26 protein-coding genes and 1 pseudogene are annotated in these 25,360 nt (G+C 70.2%); 22 read left to right on the top strand and 5 right to left on the bottom strand.

From position 1 onward, the window contains the following. The first annotated feature begins 31 nt into the window (after positions 1–31). Positions 32–265, top strand: coding sequence for an RNA chaperone Hfq (hfq, locus tag NBE95_RS12525; protein WP_010394165.1), 234 nt, complete (start codon positions 32–34; stop codon positions 263–265). Next, the gene (gene hflX / locus NBE95_RS12520) at positions 266–1,573 is read left to right on the top strand and encodes a GTPase HflX (RefSeq protein ID WP_289895763.1); all 1,308 of its coding nucleotides are present in this window, start codon (positions 266–268) and stop codon (positions 1,571–1,573) included. Between the two features lie 288 nt (positions 1,574–1,861). Here the strand turns inward: hflX and NBE95_RS12515 are convergent, their stop codons facing one another. The 5 genes from NBE95_RS12515 to NBE95_RS12495 form a co-directional block, all read right to left on the bottom strand. Then, positions 1,862–2,782 (bottom strand): carbohydrate kinase, encoded by a 921-nt coding sequence (locus NBE95_RS12515; RefSeq protein ID WP_289895762.1) that lies wholly within the window; start codon positions 2,780–2,782, stop codon positions 1,862–1,864. Positions 2,783–2,800: 18 nt separating this feature from the next. Then, entirely contained in the window at positions 2,801–4,087 is a 1,287-nt protein-coding gene (locus tag NBE95_RS12510) for a zinc ribbon domain-containing protein (RefSeq protein WP_289895761.1), read from the bottom strand. 9 nt (positions 4,088–4,096) lie between these two features. Continuing rightward, entirely contained in the window at positions 4,097–5,230 is a 1,134-nt protein-coding gene (locus NBE95_RS12505; protein ID WP_289895760.1) for an SPFH domain-containing protein, read from the bottom strand. Between the two features lie 320 nt (positions 5,231–5,550). Next, the gene (locus tag NBE95_RS12500; RefSeq protein ID WP_289895759.1) at positions 5,551–6,588 is read right to left on the bottom strand and encodes a DUF2927 domain-containing protein; all 1,038 of its coding nucleotides are present in this window, start codon (positions 6,586–6,588) and stop codon (positions 5,551–5,553) included. After that, positions 6,585–7,760 carry a toxic anion resistance protein gene (locus tag NBE95_RS12495; protein ID WP_289895758.1) on the bottom strand — a complete coding sequence of 392 codons (1,176 nt, stop codon included), beginning with the start codon at positions 7,758–7,760 and terminating at the stop codon, positions 6,585–6,587. The genes NBE95_RS12500 and NBE95_RS12495 overlap by 4 nt, the downstream gene beginning before the upstream one ends. Before the next feature lie 248 nt (positions 7,761–8,008). Between NBE95_RS12495 and fabF the strand changes: the two genes are divergently transcribed. The 20 genes and pseudogenes from fabF to NBE95_RS12395 all read left to right on the top strand — a co-directional run bounded on the left by fabF (position 8,009) and on the right by NBE95_RS12395 (position 25,310). Beyond that, positions 8,009–9,271 carry a beta-ketoacyl-ACP synthase II gene (gene fabF / locus NBE95_RS12490; RefSeq protein WP_289895757.1) on the top strand — a complete coding sequence of 421 codons (1,263 nt, stop codon included), beginning with the start codon at positions 8,009–8,011 and terminating at the stop codon, positions 9,269–9,271. Beyond that, positions 9,268–10,446: an endolytic transglycosylase MltG gene (gene mltG / locus NBE95_RS12485; RefSeq protein ID WP_289895756.1), complete on the top strand. Its 1,179-nt coding sequence runs from the start codon at positions 9,268–9,270 to the stop codon at positions 10,444–10,446. Before fabF ends, mltG begins: the two co-directional genes overlap by 4 nt. A gap of 266 nt (positions 10,447–10,712) precedes the next feature. Further along, positions 10,713–11,075 (top strand): permease, encoded by a 363-nt coding sequence (locus NBE95_RS12480; RefSeq protein WP_289895755.1) that lies wholly within the window; start codon positions 10,713–10,715, stop codon positions 11,073–11,075. Further along, positions 11,026–12,366 carry a terminase family protein gene (locus tag NBE95_RS12475; RefSeq protein WP_289895931.1) on the top strand — a complete coding sequence of 447 codons (1,341 nt, stop codon included), beginning with the start codon at positions 11,026–11,028 and terminating at the stop codon, positions 12,364–12,366. Before NBE95_RS12480 ends, NBE95_RS12475 begins: the two co-directional genes overlap by 50 nt. 127 nt (positions 12,367–12,493) lie before the next feature. Then, positions 12,494–13,690: a phage portal protein gene (locus NBE95_RS12470; protein WP_289895754.1), complete on the top strand. Its 1,197-nt coding sequence runs from the start codon at positions 12,494–12,496 to the stop codon at positions 13,688–13,690. A gap of 2 nt (positions 13,691–13,692) precedes the next feature. Beyond that, on the top strand, positions 13,693–13,926 hold the full coding sequence (locus NBE95_RS12465) for a hypothetical protein (RefSeq protein ID WP_019352420.1): 234 nt from the start codon (positions 13,693–13,695) through the stop codon (positions 13,924–13,926). Between the two features lies 1 nt (position 13,927). Beyond that, positions 13,928–14,463, top strand: a pseudogene (locus NBE95_RS12460) (HK97 family phage prohead protease). A 22-nt stretch (positions 14,464–14,485) separates the two neighbouring features. Continuing rightward, positions 14,486–15,652, top strand: a complete 1,167-nt coding sequence (locus NBE95_RS12455) for a phage major capsid protein (RefSeq protein WP_289895753.1) — start codon at positions 14,486–14,488, stop codon at positions 15,650–15,652. A 136-nt stretch (positions 15,653–15,788) separates the two neighbouring features. After that, positions 15,789–16,406 (top strand): hypothetical protein, encoded by a 618-nt coding sequence (locus NBE95_RS12450; protein ID WP_289895752.1) that lies wholly within the window; start codon positions 15,789–15,791, stop codon positions 16,404–16,406. Further along, positions 16,403–16,753 carry a head-tail adaptor protein gene (locus NBE95_RS12445; protein WP_289895751.1) on the top strand — a complete coding sequence of 117 codons (351 nt, stop codon included), beginning with the start codon at positions 16,403–16,405 and terminating at the stop codon, positions 16,751–16,753. Before NBE95_RS12450 ends, NBE95_RS12445 begins: the two co-directional genes overlap by 4 nt. After that, positions 16,750–17,169 carry a DUF3168 domain-containing protein gene (locus NBE95_RS12440; protein ID WP_289895750.1) on the top strand — a complete coding sequence of 140 codons (420 nt, stop codon included), beginning with the start codon at positions 16,750–16,752 and terminating at the stop codon, positions 17,167–17,169. Before NBE95_RS12445 ends, NBE95_RS12440 begins: the two co-directional genes overlap by 4 nt. Before the next feature lie 12 nt (positions 17,170–17,181). After that, a complete protein-coding gene (locus tag NBE95_RS12435) occupies positions 17,182–17,595 on the top strand; it encodes a phage major tail protein, TP901-1 family (RefSeq protein WP_058097454.1) in 414 nt (137 codons plus the stop codon). 1 nt (position 17,596) lies between these two features. After that, positions 17,597–17,914, top strand: coding sequence for a gene transfer agent family protein (locus NBE95_RS12430; protein ID WP_289895749.1), 318 nt, complete (start codon positions 17,597–17,599; stop codon positions 17,912–17,914). Further along, on the top strand, positions 17,911–18,123 hold the full coding sequence (locus NBE95_RS12425; protein WP_289895748.1) for a phage tail assembly chaperone: 213 nt from the start codon (positions 17,911–17,913) through the stop codon (positions 18,121–18,123). Before NBE95_RS12430 ends, NBE95_RS12425 begins: the two co-directional genes overlap by 4 nt. Positions 18,124–18,148: 25 nt before the next feature. Continuing rightward, positions 18,149–18,814 carry a phage tail tape measure protein gene (locus NBE95_RS12420; protein WP_289895747.1) on the top strand — a complete coding sequence of 222 codons (666 nt, stop codon included), beginning with the start codon at positions 18,149–18,151 and terminating at the stop codon, positions 18,812–18,814. Positions 18,815–18,817: 3 nt separating this feature from the next. After that, positions 18,818–19,450 (top strand): DUF2460 domain-containing protein, encoded by a 633-nt coding sequence (locus NBE95_RS12415; protein WP_289895746.1) that lies wholly within the window; start codon positions 18,818–18,820, stop codon positions 19,448–19,450. Continuing rightward, positions 19,447–20,265, top strand: a complete 819-nt coding sequence (locus NBE95_RS12410) for a DUF2163 domain-containing protein (protein WP_289895745.1) — start codon at positions 19,447–19,449, stop codon at positions 20,263–20,265. Before NBE95_RS12415 ends, NBE95_RS12410 begins: the two co-directional genes overlap by 4 nt. Continuing rightward, the gene (locus NBE95_RS12405; protein ID WP_289895744.1) at positions 20,262–20,687 is read left to right on the top strand and encodes an NlpC/P60 family protein; all 426 of its coding nucleotides are present in this window, start codon (positions 20,262–20,264) and stop codon (positions 20,685–20,687) included. Before NBE95_RS12410 ends, NBE95_RS12405 begins: the two co-directional genes overlap by 4 nt. A 17-nt stretch (positions 20,688–20,704) precedes the next feature. Continuing rightward, on the top strand, positions 20,705–24,595 hold the full coding sequence (locus NBE95_RS12400) for a glycoside hydrolase/phage tail family protein (protein WP_289895743.1): 3,891 nt from the start codon (positions 20,705–20,707) through the stop codon (positions 24,593–24,595). Then, positions 24,588–25,310: a DUF2793 domain-containing protein gene (locus NBE95_RS12395; RefSeq protein WP_289895742.1), complete on the top strand. Its 723-nt coding sequence runs from the start codon at positions 24,588–24,590 to the stop codon at positions 25,308–25,310. The genes NBE95_RS12400 and NBE95_RS12395 overlap by 8 nt, the downstream gene beginning before the upstream one ends. Positions 25,311–25,360: the final 50 nt, after the last annotated feature.

The following is a 25,360-nucleotide window of genomic DNA, read 5'->3' as shown; positions in this document are numbered from 1 at the left end:
GAAAACCAGCGATAAGAACAAGGTGCATCGAATGGCCGGCGACAAACAGAACCTCCAGGACGCTTTTCTGAACCATGTCCGCAAGGGCAAGGTTCCGGTGACGATTTTTCTTATCAATGGTGTGAAACTGCAGGGTGTCATCACCTGGTTCGACAATTTCTGCGTGCTGCTGCGCCGTGACGGTCAGTCGCAGCTGGTCTACAAGCACGCCATCTCGACCATCATGCCGGGGCAGCCGATCAGCCTTTATGAGGGTGAGGACTGATTGGCCGAACCCTCGGAAACCCGCGAGCGGCCGACCCGCGCCTATGTGATCCATCCCGATCTGGGCAATTCGCGCACCCGCCGCTCGCCCGAGCTGGCGCTGGAGGAGGCCGTGGCGCTGGCCCATGCCCTGCCCGCCATCGAGGTGACCGGCGCCGAGGTGGCGCGGCTGCGCAATCCCGATCCGGGCATGCTGTTCTCCAAGGGCAAGCGCGAGGAGATCGGCCAGCACCTGCAGGCCGCCGCCGAGGGCGAGGGGGCGGAGCTGGTGCTGATCGACGGGCCGGTGACGCCGGTGCAGCAGCGCAACCTGGAAAAGGACTGGGGCGTCAAGATCCTCGACCGCACCGGGCTGATCCTCGAGATCTTCGCCGACCGGGCGCAGACCCGCGAGGGGGTGCTGCAGGTCGAGCTGGCGGCGCTGGCCTATCAGCGCACCCGGCTGGTCCGGGCCTGGACCCACCTGGAACGCCAGCGCGGCGGGTTGGGCTTCGTCGGCGGTCCGGGCGAGACGCAGATCGAGGCCGACCGCCGCGCCATCGACGAGCAGGTGATCCGCCTGCGCCGGCAGCTTGGGCGGGTGGTCAAGACCCGCGAACTGCACCGCAAGGCGCGCGCCAAGGTGCCCTATCCGATCGTGGCGCTGGTGGGTTACACCAATGCCGGGAAATCCACGCTGTTCAACCGGCTGACCGGGGCCGAGGTGCTGGCGCAGGACCAGCTTTTCGCCACGCTGGATCCGACCATGCGGCAGATTCTGCTGCCGGGCGGCCGGCGGGTGATCCTGTCGGACACGGTGGGCTTCATCAGCGACCTGCCGCATGAACTGGTCGCCGCCTTCCGCGCCACGCTGGAAGAAGTGCTGGCCGCCGACCTGATCCTGCATGTGCGCGACATCAGCCACCCCGAAACCGAGGAGCAGGCCGGCGACGTGGGCGAGATCCTCGATTCGCTGGGCGTCGAGGAAGACGTGCCGCTGATCGAGGTCTGGAACAAGATCGACGCGCTTTCGCCCGAAACCCGCGCGGCGCTGCAGCGTACCGATGCCCGCACCGCCGGCGTCCAGACGATCTCGGCCCTGTCCGGCGAGGGGGTGGACGCGCTGCTGGCCGCCATCGAGGAACGCCTGGCCGAGGCGCTGGACGAACCGCGCCTTGATGCCGAACTGCTGCTGCCGCATTCCGACGGCCGCCGCCGGGCCTGGCTGCACGAGCGCGGCGTGGTGGTGGCCGAGGAGTCGGCCGAGGACGGCGTGCATCTGCGCCTGCGCTGGACGGAACGGCAAAAGGCAACCTTCGAGGCGCTTTGACCGGGCCGGTCCCGCGGGTCCCGCGGGTGGCAGGGGTATTTGGAAAACGGTGAAAAGCCGCGGTCCCGAGAGTCGGGCGCGGTCGATTCCGGTTGAGCGGCCGCGATCTGAGCATTGGGAGACGGCGGCAGCCGGTCCGGTCCGCAGGGCGCGGCCTTTTCGCTTTCACCGTTTTCCAAATACCCGAATCTCTTCCTGACGGTCTGTTCCGGGCCATGGCGGCTTCGCTGTTCCCCGGACACCCGTGTCGCGCCGGGCGGCCGGGGCGGGTTTTCCGCCCGGGGGGCGTCAGGCCGGCAGGGCGGCGAGTTCGCCTGCCCAGGGCGGGTTGGCGCCGGGGCGCGAGACGGTGATCGCCGCCGCGCGGGTGCCGAGCGCCAGCGCGGCGGCGATGGCGCCGGCGGTCAGCGCGTCCAGCCCCTTGCGCGAGAGCACCCCGGCGCGGTCGAGCGCGGCCAACACCCCGGCGTTGAAGGTGTCGCCGGCGCCGATGGTGTCGGCGACCTCGACTTGCATCGCCGGGGCGGCCAGCGGTTCGCCCGACCAATGCGCCCGGGCACCGGTGGAGCCGCCGGTCTGGAAGACCACCCGCGGTCCGCGGTCGAGGATCGCGGCGGCGGCTTGCTCGAAGGTCTTGCCCGGCATCAGCCAGTCGAGGTCGTCGCCCGAGAGCTTGACCAGGTCGACCATCCCGAAAAGCCGGTCGAGCCGGGCGCGATAGGCCGTCTCGTCGGCGATGAAGAAGGGGCGGATGTTGGGGTCCAGCATGACCGGGATGCGGTGGCGAACGCGCTCGACCAAGGCCTCGACGGCGGCGCCGCAAGGGTCGGGGACCAGGCTGATGCCGCCGATGAACAGGGCCGTGACCGCGTCGGGGATCTCGGGCAGATCCTCGGGCGCCAGCATCCGGCCGGCCGAGCCCTCGTCGTAGAAGGCATAGCGCGCCTCGCCCCCGGTCAGGGTGACGAAGGCCAGTGTGGTCAGCCGGTCGCTGCGCGGGCAGAGGCCGGTATCCACCCCCGCCTCGGCCAGCGGGCGCAGCAGCATCTCGCCGAAGGTATCGCGCGAAATCGGCCAGAGATAGCCGGCCCGCGCGCCCATGCGGCCAAGCGCGATGGCGGTGTTATAGACCGAGCCGCCGGGCAGCGGCCGGTAAAGGGCGCCCTCGGGCACCATGTCGATCAGCGATTCCCCGGCGCAAAGGATCATAGCCTCTCCCTTCCTTCGTCAGTCCGCTCCCGTCTCCTGATAGCGGTAACTGCCGCCGATGGAAATATCCGGCGTGAGGTCGGCGGCGCCGATGCGGACGAAGCCGCCGCGTTCGTTCAGCCAGAGCAGCGCCAGCAGCAGCGCCAGCGCCAGCAGCAGCGCGAAGCCTATCTTCCAGGCCGACCAGGGCCGTTCGCCCTGCACGCGGCCGGACTGACCGTTGACCACGAAACGGTAGCTCTGGCCGTTGTAGCGATAGGCGGCGGTCCAGACCGGCAGCAGGATATGCTTGAAGGTCTCGTCGCTGTGCCGGGTCTCGATGCCGGTGATGCGCTGTTCGTCGCCGCCGATGGCGTGGCGCACGTCCATGGCGATGACGCCGGCCATTTCCTGCCGGGCGATGTCATGGCCCGAGCCGAGCGGGATCGTGTAGCCCTCGGCCAGGAAACCGGCCAGGTATTCGGGCCGGTAGGGCACCAGGTGCGACAGATCCCAGGGCGTTAGCGCGTCGGTGATGCGGCGCGGCAGCGCGCTGGAGGCCAGCACCAGCACGTCGTCGAAGTTCCGCGCCACCTGGCCCGAGGCCGGGGTCCAGCGCGTCCTGCGCACCTGCTGGGCCACCCGCTGCTGGCGGCCGTCCACCATCTGCGTGACGTAGACCGTCTCGTAATACCAGTCGCCGCGCGCGCCGCTGTAGCGCGAGGCGGTGTCGGCGTCGAAGGTCCAGAACGGCGAATAGACCCCGCTCATCCTTTTGCCGCGCCGCGCATAGGCGGTCAGGCCCGAAGGCGCGAACCAGAGCCCGCGCAGCCAGTCCTCGAGCGCGGTCTTGGCCTGCGCCTCGGTGATGACGAAGGGCAGCACGCCCTGCGGCTTGAGGTGGCGGCTGGTGCCGGTGTCGGTGACCACGGCGGTGGCGCAGAACGGGCAGGCCGAGGCGTGGCGGTCGCTGGTGATCTCGACCTTGGCGCCGCAATTCGGGCAGGAGAGCGTGCGCACCGTTTCGGTCAGGTCGCTGTGCCGGTCCAGCGACAGCCCGTGCTCCAGCGGCAATTCGCGCAGGCCTGGCGCCTTGTGGCCGCCGTCCCATTGCAGCGCCCGCCCCGTCGCCGGGTCGAGCAGGATGGCGCTTTCGCCCCACGGTCCCTGCCGGGCCTGGCGGGAGGGCGCGCGGGCGGGGCCGGGGCCGATCCGGCTTTCATGCCCGCAATAGGGGCAGACCAGGCTTTGCTGGCCCGGCGAGAATTCCAGGCTGGCGCCGCAATTCTCGCAAGGATAGCGGTATTCCGAGGGCGGCGTCGGCATTCCGGCCGCTTACCCCGCCTTCGGGACCGGCGGCGGCGGCGGCGGCGCGACGGTGAAGAGCTGGGCGAGTTCCGCCACCTCGTCCGCCGGTTTCCAGCCGTCCTGTCCGGGGGTCCAGACCAGCGTCTCGCGGGTGAAGCCGCCCTCGCGCACGAGGCGGCCGAGATGGGCGCGGCCATAGGGGCCGTCGGCCTGGCCGTTCACGGCGATGTGCCAGACGGTTTCGGGATGCAGCGGCGGCGGGCTTTGCGGGGCCTGCTGCTGCTGCGGCAGGGCGCCCCAGGGGCCGCGCTGCGCCATCGCCGCGCCCAGCCCTGCGCCCAGTCCGGCGCCCAGTCCGGCGCCGATGCCCGCGCCCATGCCGCCGGGCTGGTTCGAGGCGTTCAGCATCGCCTCGGAGGCGGCATATTGGCCGAAGCGGTTCAGGTCGCCGACGATGCCCATCGAGGTGCGCTTGTCGAGCATCCTTTCCACCTCGTCCGGCAGGCTGATGTTCTCGATATAGAATTCCGGAATGGTCAGGCCGTAGCCGGCCACCGTCGGGCCGATCGCCTTGGCGACCATCTGGCCCAGCTCGGCGGTATTCGCCGCCATGTCCAGCACCGGGATGCCCGAGGCGGCGATCAGGCGCGAAAACTCCTGCACGATGATGTTGCGCAGCTGGAAGCTGATCTCGTCGCGGGTGAACTCGCCATCGGTGCCGACGATTTCGGTCATGAAGCGGCCGGGATCGGTCACGCGCATGGAATAGGTGCCGAAGGCGCGGATGCGGACGGGCCCGAATTCGGGGTCGCGGGCGATGACCGGGTTTTTCGTTCCCCATTTCAGGTCGTTGAAGCGGGTGGTGTTGACGAAATAGATCTCGGACTTGAAGGGGCTGCGGAAGCCGTGGTCCCAGTGCTGCAGCCGGGTCAGGATCGGCAGGTTGTTGGTTTCCAGCATGTAGAGGCCGGGCTGGAACACGTCGGCGAGCTGCCCTTCGTGGATGAAGACCGCGGCCTGGCCCTCGCGCACGGTCAGCTTGGCGCCGTATTTGATCGCCTTGCCCACGGTCGGGTAGCGATAGACCATGGTGTCGCGGGTGTCGTCGGTCCATTCGATGATCTCGATGAACTCGCCGCCGAGGATGTTGAACAGGGACATGGGTCTGCCTTTCCGTTGCGGCGCCGCGGGCAGGAGCGTGCCGGGACATCCCTGGTCCCCAGCCCGCCCGGCGCTGTCGATGAGGATAGTGCCGAGGCCGCCCCGCTCGTCAAGCGAGGAGAGGGTGGCGATGCCGGCCGGGATTCATCTTTTCTTGAGGAAAGGGTGCTGGCCAATCGGAAATGCCGTCCCGCCCCCGATCCCGGATAGGTGCCATGCCGAAGCAGCCAGACCCTCCGCCCGACCGGATCCTGCGCCGGTTGACGGGGATCGCGGCCTGGCTGGGCCTGGCGTTCCGGTCGCTGCGGGGCGGGGGCCGGTCACACCTCGGTCCCCAGCAGCTCGCGGGCGATCTGCATCACGATGGGGCGGGCCTCGGCCTCGGTCATGCCGGGGTGCAGGCGCGGGTCGTAAAGGATCTTCAGCAGCAGTTCGTCATGCCGGGTCAGATAGGCGAATTCCTCGTCGTCGTTGAAGATCGAGGGGCGCACGCGTGGGCTGTCATTGGCCAGCCCCATGCCCTGCGCCAGTTCCTCGTGGATGCAGGAGCGGCGCAGGCGCGGCGGCAGCTCGGCCCGGATCAGCGCCACCGCCTGGGCATAGGTCGGGGAATTGCCGCTGGAATAGGCGAAGACCGTGCAATAATTCTGCGGCGCCAGGTCGCGCAGCGCGGCGATGTCGCCGGCCGGAATGCCCGGCACCAGCGCGGACAGGCGCGCGCCGATGGCACGCCGTTCGTCCTCGTTCAGGATCAGCACGTTGAAATTGCCCGAGGCGCCGGTCAGCGCCACCGGCTGGCCGCTGACGCGCTGCAGGCGCGCCGCGAAGCCTGCCACCTCGGCGCGGTCGCGGGCGCGCTGGGCCGGGGCGACCGAGTCGCCGAATTCCAGCCGCACCCGCACCGGCTGCTGCCAGCGCCGCAAGGGCGCGGGCACCGGGCGCGAGACCAGCTTGCCGCCGTCGCGCACATATTCGTCATGCAGCGCCACCTCGATGAAATCCTCGGCCAGCTTCTCGGGGGTCAGCGCGATCTCGGTGCCGGGATCGGTGCGCAGCCGGCCGCGGGCGATCAGCGTCTCCTCGATGCCGGCGAGATAGTCGCGCATGTTGCGGCTGACGGGGGATGCGGCTGCGGCCTCGGCCCGGGCGGTGGCGGCGCGGGCACTCTCGGCGCGTTCGCGGCGCAGCGCGGCCTGATCGACCGGCGGCGGTTCGGGCCGGTCGGGCGGCGGCGGCGCCTCGACTGCGGGGGGCGGGGTTTCCGTCGGCGGCTGGGGCGCGCAGGCGGCAAGCAGCGCCAGCAGGGCCAGCGCGACGGGCAGGGGCAGGAGCGGAGGAAAGCGGGCAGGCAGGGTCACGATGGCGTCGTTGCTGGGGTTGCGGATCGGGCGCTGGCCGCGGCGAGGGTGTTGCGCAGCTCGGTCTCCATGGTCTTCAGGTCTTCCTCGGCGGCGGCGCGGCGGGTGCGGCCCTCGTCGGCGATGCGCAGGCTGTCCTCGATGGTCGAGATCAGCTCGGCATTGGCGGTGCGCACCGCCTCGATGTCGAAGACGCCGCGCTCGATCTGGGTGCGGATCTGGGCATTGGCCTCGCGCAGGTTCTTGGCGTTGGCGGTCAGAAGGTCGTTGGTCAGGTCGTTCGCCTCCTTGACCGCGCGGGCGGCCTCGGCGCTGCGCTGGATGGTCACGGCCTGCGCAAGCTGCGTTTCCCACAGCGGCACGGTGTTCACCAGGGTAGAGTTGATCTTGGTGACCAAGGACTTGTCGTTTTCCTGCACCAGCCGGATCGAGGGCAGCGACTGCATGGTCACCTGCCGGGTCAGCTTGAGGTCATGCACCCGGCGGTCCAGGTCGTCGCGGGCCGCGCGCAGGTCGCGCAACTCCTGCGCGGCCATGACCTTGTCGTTCTCGGCCGCGGCTTCGACGGCGGCTTCCTTGGCAGGGGTCTCGTCGCGGTCGATCTGGGCCAGCTTCTCCTCGCCCGCGGCGATATAGAGCGCGAGTTCGTCATAGAAGTTCAGCGTCCGGTCATAGAGCAGGTCGAGCGACTTGATGTCCTTGAGCAGCCGGTGCTGGTGCTGGTCGAGATCGGCGGTGATGCGGTCGATCTGGCCCTGCACCTCTTCGTAATTGGCGACGAATTTGGCGAAGGGCGCGGCGCGGCCCAGAAGCTTCTCCCACCAGCTGCGCCGGCGGCGCACGTCCAGCTCGCTGACCGAAAAGCCGCGGATGGTGGTCACGATCTCGCGCAGCGACTCGCCGGCCGGGCCCACGTCCTTGTTTCTGACGTCGGCCAGCATGGCCTGGCTGATTTCCTGCAGCTCGTTCTGGGCGCGGGCGCCGAAATGCACGATCGAGCCGGAGTCGCGGATATCGACCTCGGCCATGCGCTTGCGGATCTCCTCGGCCACGGCGGGCCCGGCCTCGGCCAGTTTCGGCGCGGCGGCGGGCGGTTCGGGCAGGACCACCGAGGTCACGGTCTGGATCTCGTCCAGCGCGGCCTGGGCGCTGGCCTGTGTCTGCGTGGTCATCCGGCGTCGTCCTTTCCTGTGGGAGCTTCTGCAAGGCAGGGGCTCGGCCGCAGAATAGGCCGATTCCCGATGAGTTCAACGAGCGCCCGCGGGTGCGGTTCCCATTGCCCCGGCGGGTGTTGCCATCCTGCCCGGGTGGCGCCGGATCCGCCGGGGCGGGGGCTTGCCGGCCGGGCCGCTTTGCGTTGCGCGGCGGGCGGGGGGCGTGTAGAACCTGCCCGATTGAGCGTTGCGAAGGGAGCCCGTGCATGCGCAGAGTTGTCGTCACCGGTCTGGGGATGGTCACGCCGCTGGCCTCGGGGGTCGAGGAGACCTGGTCGAGACTTCTGGCCGGGGAATCCGGCGCCGGACCGATCACCCGGTTCGACACCAAGGACGTAACGACGAAATATGCCTGCGAGATCCCGTTCGGCGACGGTACGGGCGGCAGCTTCAACCCCGATGACTGGATGGAGCCCAAGGACCGGCGCAAGGTCGACGACTTCATCCTTTACGGCATGGCCGCCGCCGCGCAGGCGGTGCAGGATTCCGGCTGGGAGCCGGCAAACGAGGACGAGCGCGAGCGCACCGGCGTCATGATCGGCTCGGGCATCGGCGGGTTGTCCTCGATCGCCGATACGGCGGTGCTGATCAAGGAACGCGGGCCGAAGCGGGTCTCGCCCTTCTTCATTCCGGGGGCGCTGATCAATCTGGTCTCGGGCCAGGTCTCGATCCGCTTCGGCTTCAAGGGGCCGAACCATGCGGTGGTCACCGCCTGCTCGACCGGCGCGCATGCCATCGGCGACGCGGCGCGGCTGATCGCGCTGGGCGATGCGGACGTCATGGTCGCGGGCGGCACCGAAAGCCCGATCTGCGAGATCGGCATCGCCGGCTTCAATGCCTGCAAGGCGCTGTCGACCAAGCGCGAGGACGATCCCAAGGCGGCATCCCGCCCCTGGGACGAGGACCGCGACGGCTTCGTCATGGGCGAGGGCGCCGGCGTCGTGGTGCTGGAGGAATACGAGCACGCCAAGGCCCGCGGCGCCAAGATCTATGCCGAGATCCTGGGTTACGGCATGTCGGGCGACGCCTATCACATCACCGCGCCCAGCGAGGATGGCGACGGCGGTTTCCGCAGCATGACCAATGCCTTGGCGCGCGCCAACCTGTCGCCGGGCGACCTGGACTACATCAATGCGCACGGCACCTCGACCATGGCCGACGTGATCGAACTGGGCGCGGTCGAGCGGCTGCTGGGCGAGGCGGCGGGGAACGTCGTCATGTCCTCGACCAAGTCGAGCATCGGGCATCTGCTGGGTGCGGCCGGCGCGGTCGAGGCGATCTTCTGCATCCTGGCGCTGCGCGACCAGATCTGCCCGCCGACGATCAACCTGGACAACCAGGCGCGTGAATCCGCCGTCGATCTGGCCGCCAATGCCGCCGTGCGGCGCAAGGTGGAGTATGTGCTGTCGAACAGCTTCGGCTTCGGCGGCACCAATGCCAGCCTGGTGATGGGGCGGGTCAAGGAATGATCTGGCGCCACATCGCGTCGAACTTCCTGACGCTGCTGATCGTGATCCTGATCGCGGTCGCAGCGGCCATCGCCTGGGGCAAGCACGAATACTCCCGGCCCGGCCCCAGCGCCGTGGCGGCTTGCGTGCGCGTCGCGCCGGGCGCCAGCCTGAACGCGGTCAGCCAGCAACTGGCCGAGCAGGGCGTGGTGTCCAATGCCTATGTGTTCCGGGCCGGCGCGGATTATGCGGGGAAGTCGCGCGATCTGAAATACGGCTCTTACCTGATGCCGCCGCAGTCCAGCATGGAGGAGATCGTCCGGGTCATCACCGCCGGCGGTCCCAGCACCTGCGGCACCGAGGTGGTGTTCCGCATCGGCGTGCGCGAGAACTCGGTGATCCTGCGCGACATGGATGCCGGGACCGGGGTGTTTGCCGAGCAGGCGAAATACAACCCCGCCAGCGAGCCGGCGCCCGAGGTCATCGCCGCGGCCGAGCAAAAGCCGGACGCGCGGCTGCGCATCTCGGTCGCCGAGGGCGTCACCAGCTGGCAGGTGGTCGAGGGGCTGAAGCAGGCCGGGTTCCTGGGCGGCGAGGTCGCGAAACTGCCGGAGGAGGGCAGCCTGGCGCCCGATACCTATGACGTCGAGAAGGGCGCCGACCGCGCGGCTCTGCTGGCCGAGATGGCGCGGCGGCAGGCCGCGCACCTGGCCGCGGCCTGGGAGAAGCGCGAGCCGGATCTGCCCTATGCGACGCCGCAAGAGGCGCTGATCATGGCCTCGATCATCGAGAAGGAGACCGGGGTGCCGGACGAGCGCCGGGTGGTGGCCAGCGTCTTCGTCAACCGGATGCGGCAGGGGATGCGGCTGGAGACCGACCCGACGGTGATCTATGGCATCACCGGCGGCAAGGGGGTGCTGGATCGCGGCATCCGCGGCTCCGAGCTGCGTCGGCGGACGCCCTACAACACCTATCAGATCGACGGGCTGCCGCCGACGCCGATCGCCAATCCCGGCCGGGCCGCCATCGAGGCGGCGATGGATCAGGAGGATACGGATTACGTGTTCTTCGTCGCCGACGGCTCGGGCGGCCATGCCTTTGCCCGCACGCTGGAGGAGCACAACCAGAACGTCGCGCGCTGGCGCGAGATCGAGCGGCAGCGCGGCGAGCCGTTGTCGCCGGTGCAGGGCGACTGACACCGCAAGACGGGGGCGATTCCGTCCCCGTTTTCGCCCTGTTGCGCGGCCGCGCGATGGGGTGTTGCGCGAGGCAATTTGTTTTTTATAAAGAATAATTGGCAGAGGGACGCACAACCATGGGTTTTGCGTTGACTCTGCGAACGCCCTGAAGTAGAAATTACCCATGCTGGGAGAAATGGGCAAGCGGCCGGGTCGGTGACCTTGGGCCGCTTTTTTCATGTCTCGCTCGTGCGGACAGGCACACGAGGGCAGGGCGATCAAGAATGACCATGAGTTTCGATCCGGGGCCGGAGGCGCCGGAAGGGCCTTTCGTGCCCGGCGCCGCCACGGCGCCCGATATGAGCGTGCTGGAGATCGCGGACGGGCTGTTTTGGTCCTACGCGGCCGATCTGGACAGGCTTCGCCGCAAGATCACGGCGGGCAAGACCGACGATTTGAAGGAATCCGGCAAGCTGGTGCGCGCCCTGCGGGACGCGACCCAAATGGTGCTGGAGGAAAGGAACAAGGTTGACAAGCTTCGCAAGGATGCTGCCGGACAGGTCGGTGCAGGGGCACTCGACCTTGTCGCGGCACGAGATGAAATCGGGCGCCGCCTGGCTTGCCTCCGCCGAGCCGGAGGAGGTTGACGAATTCCTGGGGGGCCTCAGCGACAATGCCCTGGCGGCGCTGCCCTGGCTTTTCGAGTTCTGGGCGCTGCCGCATCAGCTGCCGCCCGAGGGCGACTGGAAGACCTGGGTGATCATGGGCGGGCGCGGCGCGGGCAAGACCCGCGCCGGCTCGGAATGGGTGCGCGCGCAGGTCGAGGGGGCGACCGCCGATGCTCCGGGGCGGGCGCATCGCGTGGCGCTGGTGTCCGAGACCTTCGACCAGGCGCGGGACGTGATGGTCTTTGGCGAGTCGGGCATCCTGGCCTGTTCGCCGCCAGACCGGCGTCCGGTCTGGGAGGCGGGGCGGCGGCGGCTGGTCTGGCCCAATGGTGCGACGGCGCAGGTCTATTCGGCGCATGAGCCCGAGGCTTTGCGCGGGCCGCAATTCGACGCGGCCTGGGTCGACGAGCTGGCGAAGTGGAAGAAGGCCGAGGAGACCTGGGACATGCTGCAATTCGCGCTGCGGCTGGGGCAGCATCCGCAGCAGGTGGTCACCACCACGCCGAAGAACGTCGGGGTGCTGAAGCGGATCCTGGGCAATGCCTCGACGGTGACCACCCATGCCCCGACCGAGGCCAACCGCGCCTATCTGGCCGAAAGTTTCCTGGCCGAGGTCGAGGCGCGCTATGCCGGCACCCGGCTGGGCCGGCAGGAGCTGGAGGGGCTGCTGCTGGAGGATGTCGAGGGCGCGCTGTGGACCACCGCCATGGTCGAGCGCTGCCGGGTCGAGGCGGCGCCGCGGCTGTCGCGCATCGTGGTGGCGGTCGATCCGGCGGTGAGCTCGGGCGCGGCCTCGGACGAATGCGGCATCGTCGTGGCCGGCGTGGTCAGCGAGGGGCCGGTGACGGAGTGGCGGGCCTATGTGCTGGAGGATGCCTCGGTCCGGGGCGGGCCGTCGGACTGGGCGCGGGCGGCCATCGCGGCGATGCAGCGGCATGGCGCCGAGCGGCTGGTGGCCGAGGTCAACCAGGGCGGCGACCTGGTCGAGAGCGTGATCCGGCAGGTCGATCCGCTGGTGCCGTTCCGCGCCTTGCGGGCCGGGCGCGGCAAGGGCTTGCGGGCCGAGCCGGTGGCGGCGCTTTACGAGCAGGGGCGGGTGCATCATCTGCGCGGGCTGGGCGTGCTGGAGGACCAGATGTGCCGGATGACCGTGGCGGGCTATGGCGGCAGGGGCTCGCCCGACCGGCTGGATGCGCTGGTCTGGGCAATCCATGAGCTGGTGATCGAGCCGGCGGCGGCCTGGAGACGGCCCTCGGTGCGGGGGTTGTAGCGCCGGACCGGGGGACGTCGCGTCCCCCGGACCCCCTGCGGGGTATTTGGAAAACGGAGAAAGGGCCTTGGGGCCTGCGGAGGGTCGCGGGAGCGGCCCTTTTTCATTGGGGATTCAGGAGGGACCGATGGCATTTCCCTGGTTCGGACGGGGGGCTGCGGCCGCGAGGCCGCCCGTCGTCGAGGTCGAGAAGAAGGCCAGCGCCACCGGCAAGGTGGTGGCGCTGGCGGCGGGCTCGGGGCGGGTGGTCTGGTCGCCGCGCGACACGGTCAGCCTGACCAATGCCGGCTTTGCCGGCAACCCGGTCGGGTTCCGGGCCGTGCGGCTGATTGCCGAGGCCGCCGCCGCGGTGCCGCTGGTCTGCCAGGACCGCGAACGGCGCTACGAGGTGCACCCGGTGCTGGACCTGCTGCGCCGGCCCAATGCCGGGCAGGGTCGCGCCGAGCTGTTCGAGGCGCTGTTCGGGCAGATCCTGCTGAGCGGCAATGGCTATCTGGAAGCGGTGGGCGAGGGCGCCAAGGGCTTGCCGGCCGAGCTGCATGTGCTGCGCTCGGACCGGATGGCGGTGGTGCCGGGGCCGGATGGCTGGCCCGTCGCCTATGAATATGGCGTGGGCGGGCGGAAGGTGCGCTTCGACATGGCGGGCAGTCCCGATCCGATCTGCCATATCCGCAGCTTCCATCCGCTGGACGACCATTACGGGCTGTCGCCCATGCAGGCGGCGGCGGTGGCGGTGGATGTGCATAACAGCGCCTCGAGCTGGTCGAAGGCGCTGCTGGACAATGCGGCGCGGCCTTCGGGGGCGATCGTCTACAAGGGGGCGGATGGGCAGGGCAGCCTGTCGCCGGACCAGTATGACCGGCTGGTGACCGAGATGGAGATGCACCATCAGGGCGCGCGCAATGCCGGGCGGCCGATGCTGCTGGAAGGGGGGCTTGACTGGAAGCCGATGGGGTTCTCGCCCAGCGACATGGAGTTCCACGAGACCAAGCTGGCGGCGGCGCGGGAAATCGCCCAGGCCTTCGGCGTGCCGCCGATGCTGATCGGCATTCCGGGCGAGGCGACCTATGCCAATTACGCCGAGGCGCATCGCGCCTTCTATCGGCTGACGGTGCTGCCGCTGGTCTCGCGCGTTGCCGGCGCCGTGGCCTGGTGGCTGTCCGAGCATCTGGGCGCCGAGATCGACCTGCGTGCCGATCCGGACCGGGTTCCGGCGCTGGCCGAGGAGCGCGACAGCCATTGGCGGCGCATCGGCGAGGCCGCCTTTCTGACCGAGGCCGAGAAGCGGGCGGCGCTGGGCCTGCCGCCCTTGGCGGAGGGCTGACGATGGAGGGCTCGCGTTTCGTGAAGGAGCCCTTCGACTGGCACGACCAGCGCTTCGATACGCAGGAGCGGATCATGGCGCTGCAATTCGGCCAGGTCGAGCGGCGGCTGGAGCGGATCGAGGCGCTGATCGAGGGGCTGGAGCGGCGGCTGTGGATGACCGTCTATGGCGTCGTCGCGGTGATCCTGACCCAGGCGGTGCAGTCGATCCTGGAATATGCACCGAAAGGAGGCTGACATGGATTCAAAGGATTACGGGCTGGAGCTGAAATATGCACCAGGCGGCTCGTTGATGGCGGAGGGCACGCGCATCGAGGGCTATGCCAGCCTGTTCGGCCTGGCCGATCAGGGCGGCGATATCGTGGTCCGCGGCGCCTATGCGGCCAGCCTGGCGCGGCTGGCGGCGCGGGGCGACAAGGTGCGGATGCTGTGGCAGCACGATCCCGCCAGGCCCATCGGCGTCTGGGACGAAATCCGCGAGGACGAGAAGGGGCTGTGGGTGAAGGGCCGGCTGCTGCCCGAGATCGCCCAGGCCCGCGAGGCGGCGGCGCTGATCGGGGCGGGTGCCATCGAGGGGTGTCGATCGGCTATCGCACCGTGGTCGCCGAGCGCGACGGCAAGGGCCGGCGGCTCTTGTCCGAGGTCGAGCTGTGGGAGGTGTCGCTGGTCACCTTCCCGATGCTGGCCGAGGCCAAGATCGGGCGCAAGTCCGAGGGCGCATCGGAATTGGCGGCGGCCTTCCGGGCCGCGACGCGGGCGCTGCGCGCCGAGTGAGGTTCACCAGATGGAGGGGACGATGACCGAGGTGAAGGCCGCGGCCGGGGCGGACATGCCCGGCGAGCTGGGGGCCGAGATGCTGGGGTTCGTCAATGAACTCAAGACATTCCGATCCGACATTCAGAAGCGACTGGAAGCACAGGAAGAACGCATGACCATGCTGGACCGCAAGACCATTTCCCGCGCCCGCGCCCCGCTGTCGGCCGAGGCCGATCAGGGCGCGCCGCATCAGAAGGCTTTCGACGCCTATATTCGCCACGGCGACGACGGCGCGCTGCGCGGGTTGCCGCTGGAGGGCAAGGCGATGACCACCACCAGCGACGGCGGCTTCCTGGCGGCGCCGACAGTGGCCCTGCAGGTGCAGGAGGCGCTGAACGTCACCGCCTCGCTGCGCAAGGTCGCCAATGTGGTGACGGTGGAATCGGCCACCTACGAGGTGCTGGTCGACATGGGCGACATCGCCCATGGCTGGGCGAGCGAAGCCACGGCGCAGGCCGAGACCGGCAGCTCGACCGTGCAGCGGGTGGTGATCCCGGTGCACGAGCTTTCCGCCATGCCCAAGGCGAGCCAGCGGCTGCTGGACGACAGCGCCTTCGACGTCGAGACCTGGCTGGCCGGCCGCATCGCCGAGAAATTCGCCCGCGCCGAGGCGACGGCCTTTGTCAACGGCGACGGCGTGAACAAGCCCAAGGGCTTCCTGACCCATGCCAAAGCGCCGAACGGCACGGCGACCAATGTGCAGATCGGCACCATCGCCTCGGGCGGGGACGGGGATTTCGCAGCGACCAATCCGGCCAATGCGCTGATCGATCTGGTCTATGCGCTGGGCGCGCAATACCGGGCCAATGCAAGCTTCCTGATGAACTCGAAGACCGCCGCCGCGGTGCGCAAGATGCGCGATGCCGATGGCCGTTTCCTGTGGGCGGATTCGCTGGCGATGGGGCAGCCGGCGCAGCTGCTGGGCTATCCGGTGCTGGTCTGCGAGGATATGCCGGACATCGCCCGCGGCTCGTTCTCGATCGCCTTCGGCGACTTCCGCTCGGCCTATACCATCGTCGAGCGGCCGGACCTGCGGGTGCTGCGCGATCCCTTCTCGGCCAAGCCGCATGTGCTGTTCTATGCCACCAAGCGCGTCGGCGGCGGCGTCACCGATGCCCGCGCCATCAAGCTGATGGTCTTCGGCTGATCCAGGGCCGAAGCGGGGGCCGCGCGGCCAATGTCCGCCGGACCGGCAAGCCACTGTCCGCGCGCGCGAGGGCGGATATGCGCGGCCCCCTTTTCGTCCAGAGGATGCGGCACTCCGGCGAGTGGGAGAGACGAAGATGATGCTTGTGGAAGTGACGGCCCCCGCGGTCGAGGCGCTGCCCGTTGCCGGGCTGCGGGAGCACCTGCGACTGGGCACGGGGTTCGAGATGGCGGGGGATGCGGCCGAGACCGCGGCGCTGGCGGGGTTCCTGCGCGCGGCCATCGCCGCCATCGAGGCGCGCACCGGCAAGGTGCTGCTGGCGCGGCAGTTCCGGCTGCGGCTGGAGGAATGGCGCGACCCTCTGGGCCAGCCGCTGCCGCTGGCCCCGGTCGAGGCCGTCGAGCAGGTCGAGATCGCCGATGCGGCGGGCGTGGGGACGCCGGTCGATCCGGCGAGTTACCGGCTGGTGCCGGATGTGCAGCGGCCGATGCTGAAGCCGGTGGGGACGTTCCTGCCATCGGTTCCTGCGGGCGGCTTTGTCGCCATCACCTTCCGGGCGGGGTTCGGGACGGACTGGGCGCGGGTGCCCGCCGACCTGGCGCAGGCGGTGCTGCTGCTCGCCGGGCGCTATCACGAGGACCGCAGCTTCGAGGGCACGCAGGGCGCGATGCCCTTCGGGGTCAGCGCGCTGATCGAACGCTGGCGCTCGGTCCGGGTGCTGGGGGGGCGCGGCACTTCGCGCGGCCGGACATGAGCGCGCCGCGGCTGACGGTGCCGCTGGTCATCGAATCGCCGCTGCGGGAACCGGACGGGATGGGCGGTTTCACGCTGTCCTGGCAGGAGGTCGGGCGGATCTGGGCCGAGATGCGATCGGGCGCTGGGTCCGAGCGTTTCGCCGAGGTGGGGGCTCAGAGCGTGGTGATCTGGCGGATCACCGTCAGGGCGGCGCCGTCCGGCGATGCGCGCCGCCCGCGCCCCGAGCAGCGGCTGCGGCTGGGCGAGGGTGCCGCAGCCCGGCTTTTCCGCATCGAGGCGGTGGCCGAGAGCGACCCGCAAGGGCGCTGGCTGGTCTGCGTGGCGAAAGAGGAGGCGCCGGCATGAGCTATCTGGGGACGGCCGCGCTGCAGGCCGAGGTGTATCGGGTGCTGCGCGCGGATGCGGCGCTGCGCGCACTGGTCGGCGACGCGATCTTTGACGCGATGCCGGTGGCGGCGCCGGCGGGCACTTATGTCTCGCTGGGCCCCGAGGAGGTGCGCGATGCGGGCGACATGACGGCGGCGGGGGCGGTGCATGATTTCGTCGTCTCGGTCCTGTCGGCGGCCGAGGCGGCGGGCGGTTTCGGCGCGGTCAAGGCGGCGGCGGTCGCGGTCAGCGAGGCGCTGGAGACGGCCGAGATGCAGCTTTCGCGCGGGCATCTGGCGGGGCTGTGGTTCCTGCGCGCCCGGGCGCGGCGGGCGGAAAACGGCGCGGGGCGACGGGTCGATCTGACCTTTCGCGCGCGCATCGACCTGGGTTGAGGAGAGACGGTGATGGCGGTGCAGAACGGACGCGACCTGCTGATCAAGATGGACATGACCGGCGACGGCCATTTCGAGACCGTGGCGGGGCTGCGGGCGACCCGGCTGGGCTTCAATGCCGAGACGGTGGACGTGACGAGCCTGGAGAGCGAGGGGCGCTGGCGCGAGCTGCTGGCGGGGGCGGGCGTGCGCTCGGCCAGCATCTCGGGGTCCGGGGTGTTCCGGGACGGGACCACCGACGAGCGGGCGCGGCAGGTGTTCTTCGACGGCGAGGTGCCGCGCTTCCAGGTGGTGATCCCGGATTTCGGCACCGTCGAGGGGCCGTTCCAGATCACCTCGCTGGAATATGCGGGCAGTTACAATGGCGAGGCGACCTATGAGATTTCCATGGCAAGCGCGGGCGCGATCAGCTTCGTCGCCTTCTGAGATGGTCAATCCGCTGGCGGGCGAGGTCGAGATTTTCCTCGACGGCCGGGCGCATGTGGCCAGGCTGACGCTGGGCGCCCTGGCCGGGCTTGAGGCGGAACTGGGCGCCGAAAGCATGATCGCGCTGGTCGAACGTTTCGAGGGCGGGCGGTTTTCCAGCCGCGACGTGATGGCGGTGCTGGTCGCGGGCCTGCGCGGCGGCGGCTGGCCGGGCGGCATGGCGGAACTGGCCGCGGCCGATCTGCGCGGCGGGCCGGTGGCCGCCGCCCATGCGGCGGCGGCGCTGCTGGCGCGGGCCTTCCGCATCGAGGGAACATGAGTGGTGGGCTGGACTGGCCGGGGCTTTTGCGCATGGCCCTTGGCCCCGTCCGGCTGGGGGGGCTGGGACTGACGCCGGCGCAGTTCTGGGTGCTGACCCCGGCGGAGCTGGCGCTGATGCTGGGCATCGAGCCGGGGCGCGGCGGCGCGATGACCCGCGACCGCCTGGCGGAACTGGTGGCGCGCTATCCCGACCGGCCGGCGACATGAACATCTGCAAGAAGGAGGTGCCGTCGTGGCGGACAAAGACGGATTCGACCGGCTGGACGAGGACGGGCCGGCCCTGGGCAAGGGCCTGGAGCAGAGCGCGCGGATGGTGGCGGAGTTCGACGCCGAACTGGCCCGGCTGCGCGAGTCGATGACCTATGCCAATCGCGAGGTGGGCACGCTGACCCAGGGTATCGGCAGCGGGCTGCGCCGGGCATTCGCAGGCTTGGTCTTCGATGGCATGAAGCTGTCGGACGCGCTGAAAGGCATCGCGCGCAGCATGGCGGACAGCGCCTTCGCCGTGGCGATGAGGCCGGTCGAGCAGGCGCTGGCGGGGGCCATTGCGCAGGGTGTGAACGGCATGGTCTCGGCGGCGCTGCCCTTTGCGAATGGCGGGGCGTTCGCGCAGGGGCGGGTGATGCCCTTTGCCAAGGGCGGCGTGGTCAGCCAGCCCACCTTTTTCCCGATGCGCGGCGCGACCGGGCTGATGGGCGAGGCCGGGGCCGAGGCGATCATGCCGCTGCGTCGCGGGGCCGATGGCCGGCTGGGCGTGGCGGCAGCAGGCGGCGGCGGGCGGCCGTTGAACGTGACCTTCAACGTCTCGACCCCCGATGTGGCGGGATTCCAGCGCAGCCAGAGTCAGATCGCCGCGCAGATGGGCCGGCTGCTGGCGCGCGGGGAAAGGAACGGGTGAACCATGGCATTTCACGAGATCAGGTTTCCGGCGAATCTGTCCTTTGGTTCGGTCGGCGGGCCGGAACGGCGGACCGAGATCGTCGCGCTGACCAATGGCCACGAGGAGCGGCGCACGCCCTGGGCGCATTCGCGGCGCCGCTATGACGCCGGGCTGGGGCTGCGCTCGCTGGACGATGTGGCGGCGCTGATCGCCTTTTTCGAGGCGCGGGCGGGGCAGATGCACGGATTCCGCTGGAAGGACTGGGCGGATTGCAAGTCCTGCGCGCCGAGCGGCACGGTGAGTTTCCAGGACCAGGAGATCGGTACCGGCGACGGGGTGCGGCGGGAATTTGCGCTGCGCAAGGCCTATGCCTCGGGCCCGGCGCGCTATTGGCGGCCGGTGACGAAGCCCGTCGAGGGTACGGTGCTGGCCGGGATCGGCAATGTCGAGCGGCGCGCAGGGGTGGATTTCTCGGTGGACACGGCTTCGGGGGTGATCCGCTTTGCCGGCCCCCCCGAGGCGGGGGCGGTGGTCACGGCGGGGTTCGAGTTCGACGTGCCGGTGCGCTTCGACACGGATCGCATCGCGGTCTCGGTCGCCTCGTTCCAGGCTGGAGACTTGCCGCAGGTGCCGGTGGTGGAGGTGCGGCTATGACCGAGACGATTGCGCGGGCCTGGGCGGTCCAGCGCCGTGACGGGCTGGTGCTGGGCTTTACCGATCACGACCAGGCGCTGTCCTTTGACGGCATCGCCTTTCGCCCCGACAGCGGGCTGACCGCGCGGGCACTGGTGCAGGGCCTGGGCCTGTCGGTGGACAACAGCGAGGTGGCGGGCGCGCTGTCGGACGCGGCGATCACCGAGCGCGACCTGATGGCCGGTCGCTGGGACGCCGCCGATGTGCGGCTGTGGGAGGTGGACTGGGCCGATCCCGCCAACCGGCGGCTGATCTTTCGCGGCCATCTGGGTGAGGTGGCGCGCAGCGGCGCGGCCTTCCGGGCCGAGCTGCGCGGGCTGTCCGAGCCTTTGAACAAGGCGCAGGGACGGGTCTATCATCCGCGCTGCTCGGCGGCGCTGGGCGATGGGCAATGCCGGTTCGATTTGTCCAGGCCGGGTTATTCGGCCGAGGGCGCGGTGGTCCTGGAAGACGGCAGCCGGCTTATGCTGTCGGGGGTGACCGGGCATGATGCAGGCTGGTTCGAGCATGGCCAACTGCTGGTGCTGACGGGCGCGGCCCGGGGGCTGTCGGGTCTGGTCAAGGCCGATGCCGCCCTGCCGGGCGCGCGGCGCGAGGTCGAGCTTTGGACGGCGCTGGGTATCCGGCCTGCGGTGGGCGACCGGGTGCGGTTGCTGGCGGGCTGCGACAAGCGGGGCGAGACCTGTCGGATGAAGTTCCTGAACTATCCGAACTTCCGCGGCTTTCCGCATCTGCCGCCCGAGGATTGGCTGATCGCGCCCAAGGTGAACCGGTGAGTGCGGCGGTGGTGGCGGCGGCCCGGGCCTGGATCGGCACGCCCTATGTGCATCAGGGCTCGGTCAGGGGGGCGGGGACGGATTGCCTGGGGCTGGTGCGCGGCATCTGGCGCGAGTTCTTCGGCGCCGAGCCCGAGGCCATGCCGACCTATACCCCCGACTGGGGCGAGGTCGGCGGGGTCGAGCTGTTGCTGGGCGGCGCGGCGCGGTTCCTGCTGCCCGCGCCGGACGAGAGGCCGGGCGACGTGCTGGTCTTTCGCATGCGGGTCGGGTCCGTCGCCAAGCATATGGGAATATTGGTGGAAATCGGCGAGCGGGCCAGCTTCGTCCATGCCTATGACCGGCATGGCGTGGTGGAAAGCCCGCTCTCGGCACCGTGGCGCGCGCGGATCGCGGGCCGGTTCCGGTTTCCGCCGGTTTGAGGGAAAGGTGAGGCGCAATGGCGACGATACTGCTGTCGGCGGTCGGGGCATCGCTGGGTGCGGGCTTTGGCGGCACGGTTCTGGGGCTTTCGGGGGCCGTCATCGGCCGGGCCGTCGGGGCGACGCTGGGGCGGGTCATCGACCAGCGCCTGCTGGGCGGCGGCTCGAAGGCGGTCGAGACGGGGCGCGTGGACCGGCTGCGCATCCAGACCGCGGGCGAGGGCACGCCGATCCCGCGGCTTTGGGGGCAGATGCGGGTGCCGGGCCATGCGATCTGGGCTGGTCCTTTGGTCGAGACGCGGCGCCGGCATGGCGGCGGCAAGGGCTCGGGGCCCAGCGTGACCGAGATCGGCTATCGGCTGAGCTTTGCGCTGGCGCTGTGCGAGGGGCCGATCCTGGGCGTGGGCCGCATCTGGGCGGATGGCGAGGAGATCTCTGCCGACGACCTGAACATGCGCGTCTATCCGGGCGACGAGGACCAACTGCCAGACCCGGCCATCGCCGCGCAGGAGGGCGATGCCGCTCCGACCTATCGCGGCATCGCCTATGTCGTCTTCGAGGATCTGGCGCTGGAGCGCTGGGGCAACCGGGTGCCACAACTGTCTTTCGAGGTGACGCGGGCGGCGAAGGAAGGCCGGGGGCTGTCGCGCGAGGTGCAGGCGGTGGCGATGATCCCCGGCACCGGGGAATATTCGCTGGCGACCACGGCGGTCAGCTATGACCTGGGCCTGGGCGAGACGCAGGTAGTCAACCACAATACCCCGCTGGCGTCGAGCGATTTCCAGGCCTCGATGCGGGTGCTGGGCCGGGAATTGCCGAATGTCGGCTCGGTCTCGCTGGTGGTGTCCTGGTTCGGCGACGATCTGCGGGTCGGCGAATGCACGGTGCGGCCCAAGGTCGAAGACCTGTCGCGCGACGGGCGCGAGATGGCCTGGCGTGCGGGCGGCATCGGGCGTCAGGATGCGGCCGAGGTGGCGCGGGTGGGCGGCAGGCCGATCTATGGCGGCACGCCGGCCGACGGCGCGGTGATCGAGGCGTTGCGGGCGATCGCCGAGAGCGGACGCAAGGCGGTGTTCTATCCCTTCATCCTGATGGAGCAACTGGCGGACAATGGCCGGCCCGATCCGTGGAGCGGCGCGGCGCATCAGCCGGTCATGCCCTGGCGCGGGCGGATCACCACCAGCGTCGCGCCCGGCCGCACGGGCAGCCCGGCCGGCACGGCGGCGGCCGAGACGGAGGTGGCGCGGTTCTTCGGCACGGCCGAGGCGGGGGATTTCTCGCGCGACGGCCGGACGATCCGCTATAACGGGCCTGAGGAATGGTCCTATCGCCGCTTCATCCTGCATTACGCGCATCTTTGCGCGGCGGCGGGCGGCATCGACGCCTTCCTGATCGGCTCCGAGATGGTCGGACTGACGACGATCATGGGATCGGCGCATTCGTTCCCGGCGGTCGCGCAGCTCAGGCGGCTGGCGGCGGAGGTGCGCTCCATCCTGGGTGAGGGGGTCCGGATCGGCTATGCCGCCGACTGGTCGGAATATTTCGGCCATCACCCCGGCAACGGCGACGTGCATTTCCACCTGGACCCGCTTTGGGCGGATGAGAACATCGACTTCATCGGCATCGACAATTACATGCCGCTGTCCGACTGGCGCGAGGGCGAGGCGCATCTGGACGCGCATTGGGGGCGGATCGACGAGCCGGCCTATCTGCGCGGCAATGTCGCGGGGGGCGAGGGCTACGACTGGTATTACGCCAGCGAGGCCGACCGGCAGGCGCAGCGGCGCACGCGGATCCATGACGGCGCGCATCACGAGCATTGGGTCTGGCGTTACAAGGACATCCGCGGCTGGTGGCAGAACCGGCATCACGACCGCATCGGCGGGCTGCGGCAGGCGCAGCCGACGGCATGGGTGCCGGGCAGCAAACCCGTCTGGTTCACCGAGATGGGCTGCGCGGCGCTGGACAAAGGCACCAATCAGCCGAACAAGTTCCTGGACGCGATGAGCTCGGAATCGATGCTGCCCTATTTCTCGGACGGGCGGCGCGACGACGTGATCCAGGCGGCCTATGTGCGGGCGATGACCGGGTTCTGGTCGGATCCGGCCAACAACCCGGCCCGCGCCGCGTTCGGCAGGACCGGGGCGGGGCGGATGGTGGACATGGCGCGCGCGCATGTCTGGTGCTGGGATGCGCGGCCCTATCCGGCCTTCCCGGCGCGCACCGACCTGTGGTCGGACGGTCCGGCATGGGAACGCGGGCACTGGCTCAACGGTCGCGCTGGTGCGGTGCCGCTGGCCGATGTGGTGGCCGAGATCTGCCGCGAGGCGGGGGTGCGTGCCTTTGACGCCGAGGGGCTGCGGGGGTTGGTGCGCGGCTATGCGCTGTCCGGGGCCGAGACCGGTCGCGCGGCCTTGCAACCGCTGATGCTGGCGCATGGATTCGATGCCGTCGAGCGCGAAGGCGTCCTGCGCTTCGTCATGCGCAGCGCGCGGGTCGACGCAGATCTGGGACCGGACGACATGGCGCTGACCGATGAGGTCGAGGCGGTCGAGGTCTCGCGCGCCGCCGATGCCGAGATCGTCGGCCGCATCCGGCTGACCCATGTCGAGACCGGCGGCGATTATGCCGCGCGCACCGCCGAGACGATGATGCCGGGGGCCGAGTTCCTGCCGGTCTCGGACAGCGAGCTGGCGATGGCGCTGACGCGGGGCGAAGGTCGGGCGCTGGCCGAACGCTGGCTGTCGGAATCGGCGGTGGCGCGGGACGGGGTACGCTTTGCCCTGCCGCCCTCGCTGGGGCATCTGGGGCCGGGGGATGTGGTGCGGCTGGCCGAATCCGGCGTCGAGGCACGGCGCTGGCGCATCGACCGGGTCGAGCGGGCGGGCGCGATCACCGTCGACGCGGTGCGGGTCGAGCCGGGGGTTTATCGCCCGGCCCGGCTGATCGAGGGCGAGACGGCGCTGCGGCCCTTTGTGCCGCCGATCCCGGTCTGGCCGGTCTTCCTGGACCTGCCGTTGCTGCGAGGGGACGAGTCACCGCATGCGCCGCATCTGGCGGTGACGGCGACGCCCTGGCCGGGGGCGGCGGCGATCTGGGTCTCGACCGAAGCGGCGGGCGGCTATGGGCTGAACATGACGCTGGACCAGCCGGCGATCATGGGTCGGACCGAAAGCCCGCTTTCGGCCGCGCGGCCCGGGGTCTGGGATCGCGGGCCGGCACTGCGGGTCCGCGTCAAGGGCGGCACCCTGGAATCTGCGACGCCGGAGGCGCTGATGGCGGGCGCCAACCTGCTGGCGATCGGCGACGGTTCGGCCGAGGGCTGGGAACTGCTGCAATTCACCGACGCACGGCTGGTCGCGGCCGGGCTGTGGGAGATCTCGACCCGGCTGCGCGGGCAGGCGGGGACGGATGCCTTCATGCCGGAGGTCTGGCCCTCGGGCAGCGTGGTGGTGGTGCTGGACGGCGCGGCGCGGCAGGTGGAACTGGCACCCTCGGCCCGCAACCAGATGCGATATTGGCGTATCGGACCGGCGACGCGCGCGCCGGACGACCCGAGCTATCGCCATGTCGCCGCGGCGTTCCGCGGCGCCGGGCTGCGGCCGCTGTCCCCCTGTCACCTGGAACTCCGCGGCCGGGTCGCGACCTGGATCCGGCGGACCCGGGTGCAGGGCGATGGCTGGGACGGGCCGGACGTGCCGCTGGGCGAGGCGCAGGAGCGTTACGCGGCCCGGTTGGTTCGGGACGGGCAGGTGTTGGCCGAGGCCGTGCTGGCCGAGCCGCGCTGGGTGGTGCCGGAAGACAGCTGGTCCCGGGCCATGGCCGGAGGCGACTTCGCCGTCGAGGTCGCCCAGCTTTCAGACACGTTCGGGGCCGGGCCCCATGCAAGGAGGATGATCCATGCCTGAGAACACGACCGCCAATTGCGCGCTGCCGCTGTTGATGCCGGCGCAGGCGCAGAAACATGTCACGGTGAACGAGGCGCTGCTGCGGCTGGACGGGCAGGTCGATTTGGTCTTGCAGAGCCTGACCCGCACCACCCCGCCCGACACGGTGGTGGACGGGATGTGCTGGGCCGTGCCCCCGGGTGCGGTCAATGCCTGGGAGGGGCGGGGCGGTATGGTGGCCATCGGCGCGAATGGCGGCTGGATCTTTGTCCAGCCGCGCTTTGGCCGGCGCGCGGTCATCGCCGATCAGGGGGTGGGGGCGATCCATGACGGCACGGCCTGGGTGGCGGGTGCGGTCACGCTGGGCCAGCACGGCTCGGGCCTGCTGGCGCGACAATTGTCCGAGGAGGTGACGCTGGGCGCCGGAGCCTGGTTCGAGACCGCGATGGTCATTCCGCCGGGCGGGCTGGTCATCGGGGCGACGGCGCGGGTGCTGCAGGCGGTCACCGGCAGTGCGAGTTCGTGGTCGCTGGGCACGGCGGGCAACGCTGACAGCCTGGCGCGGTTCGGGCAGGGGCTGGGCAAGGCGCAGGGTTCCTGGGCGCGGGGGGTGCTGTCGCCGCCCACCGCCTTCTGGGAGCCGGTGCCGCTGCGGCTGACCGCCATAGGCGGGCAGTTTACCGGCGGCCGGGTGCGCGTCGTGCTGCATTGGTGGGAGTTGCGGCTGCCGGACTGACGGTCTTTTCGCGCCCGTCGGTTTCCGCTAAACTTAAGGGATGAAACCGA

Origin of the sequence: Paracoccus sp. TOH (genome assembly GCF_030388245.1) — a bacterium.
Lineage (GTDB): Bacteria > Pseudomonadota > Alphaproteobacteria > Rhodobacterales > Rhodobacteraceae > Paracoccus > Paracoccus simplex.
This window is presented reverse-complemented; position numbering and strand designations above follow the sequence as displayed.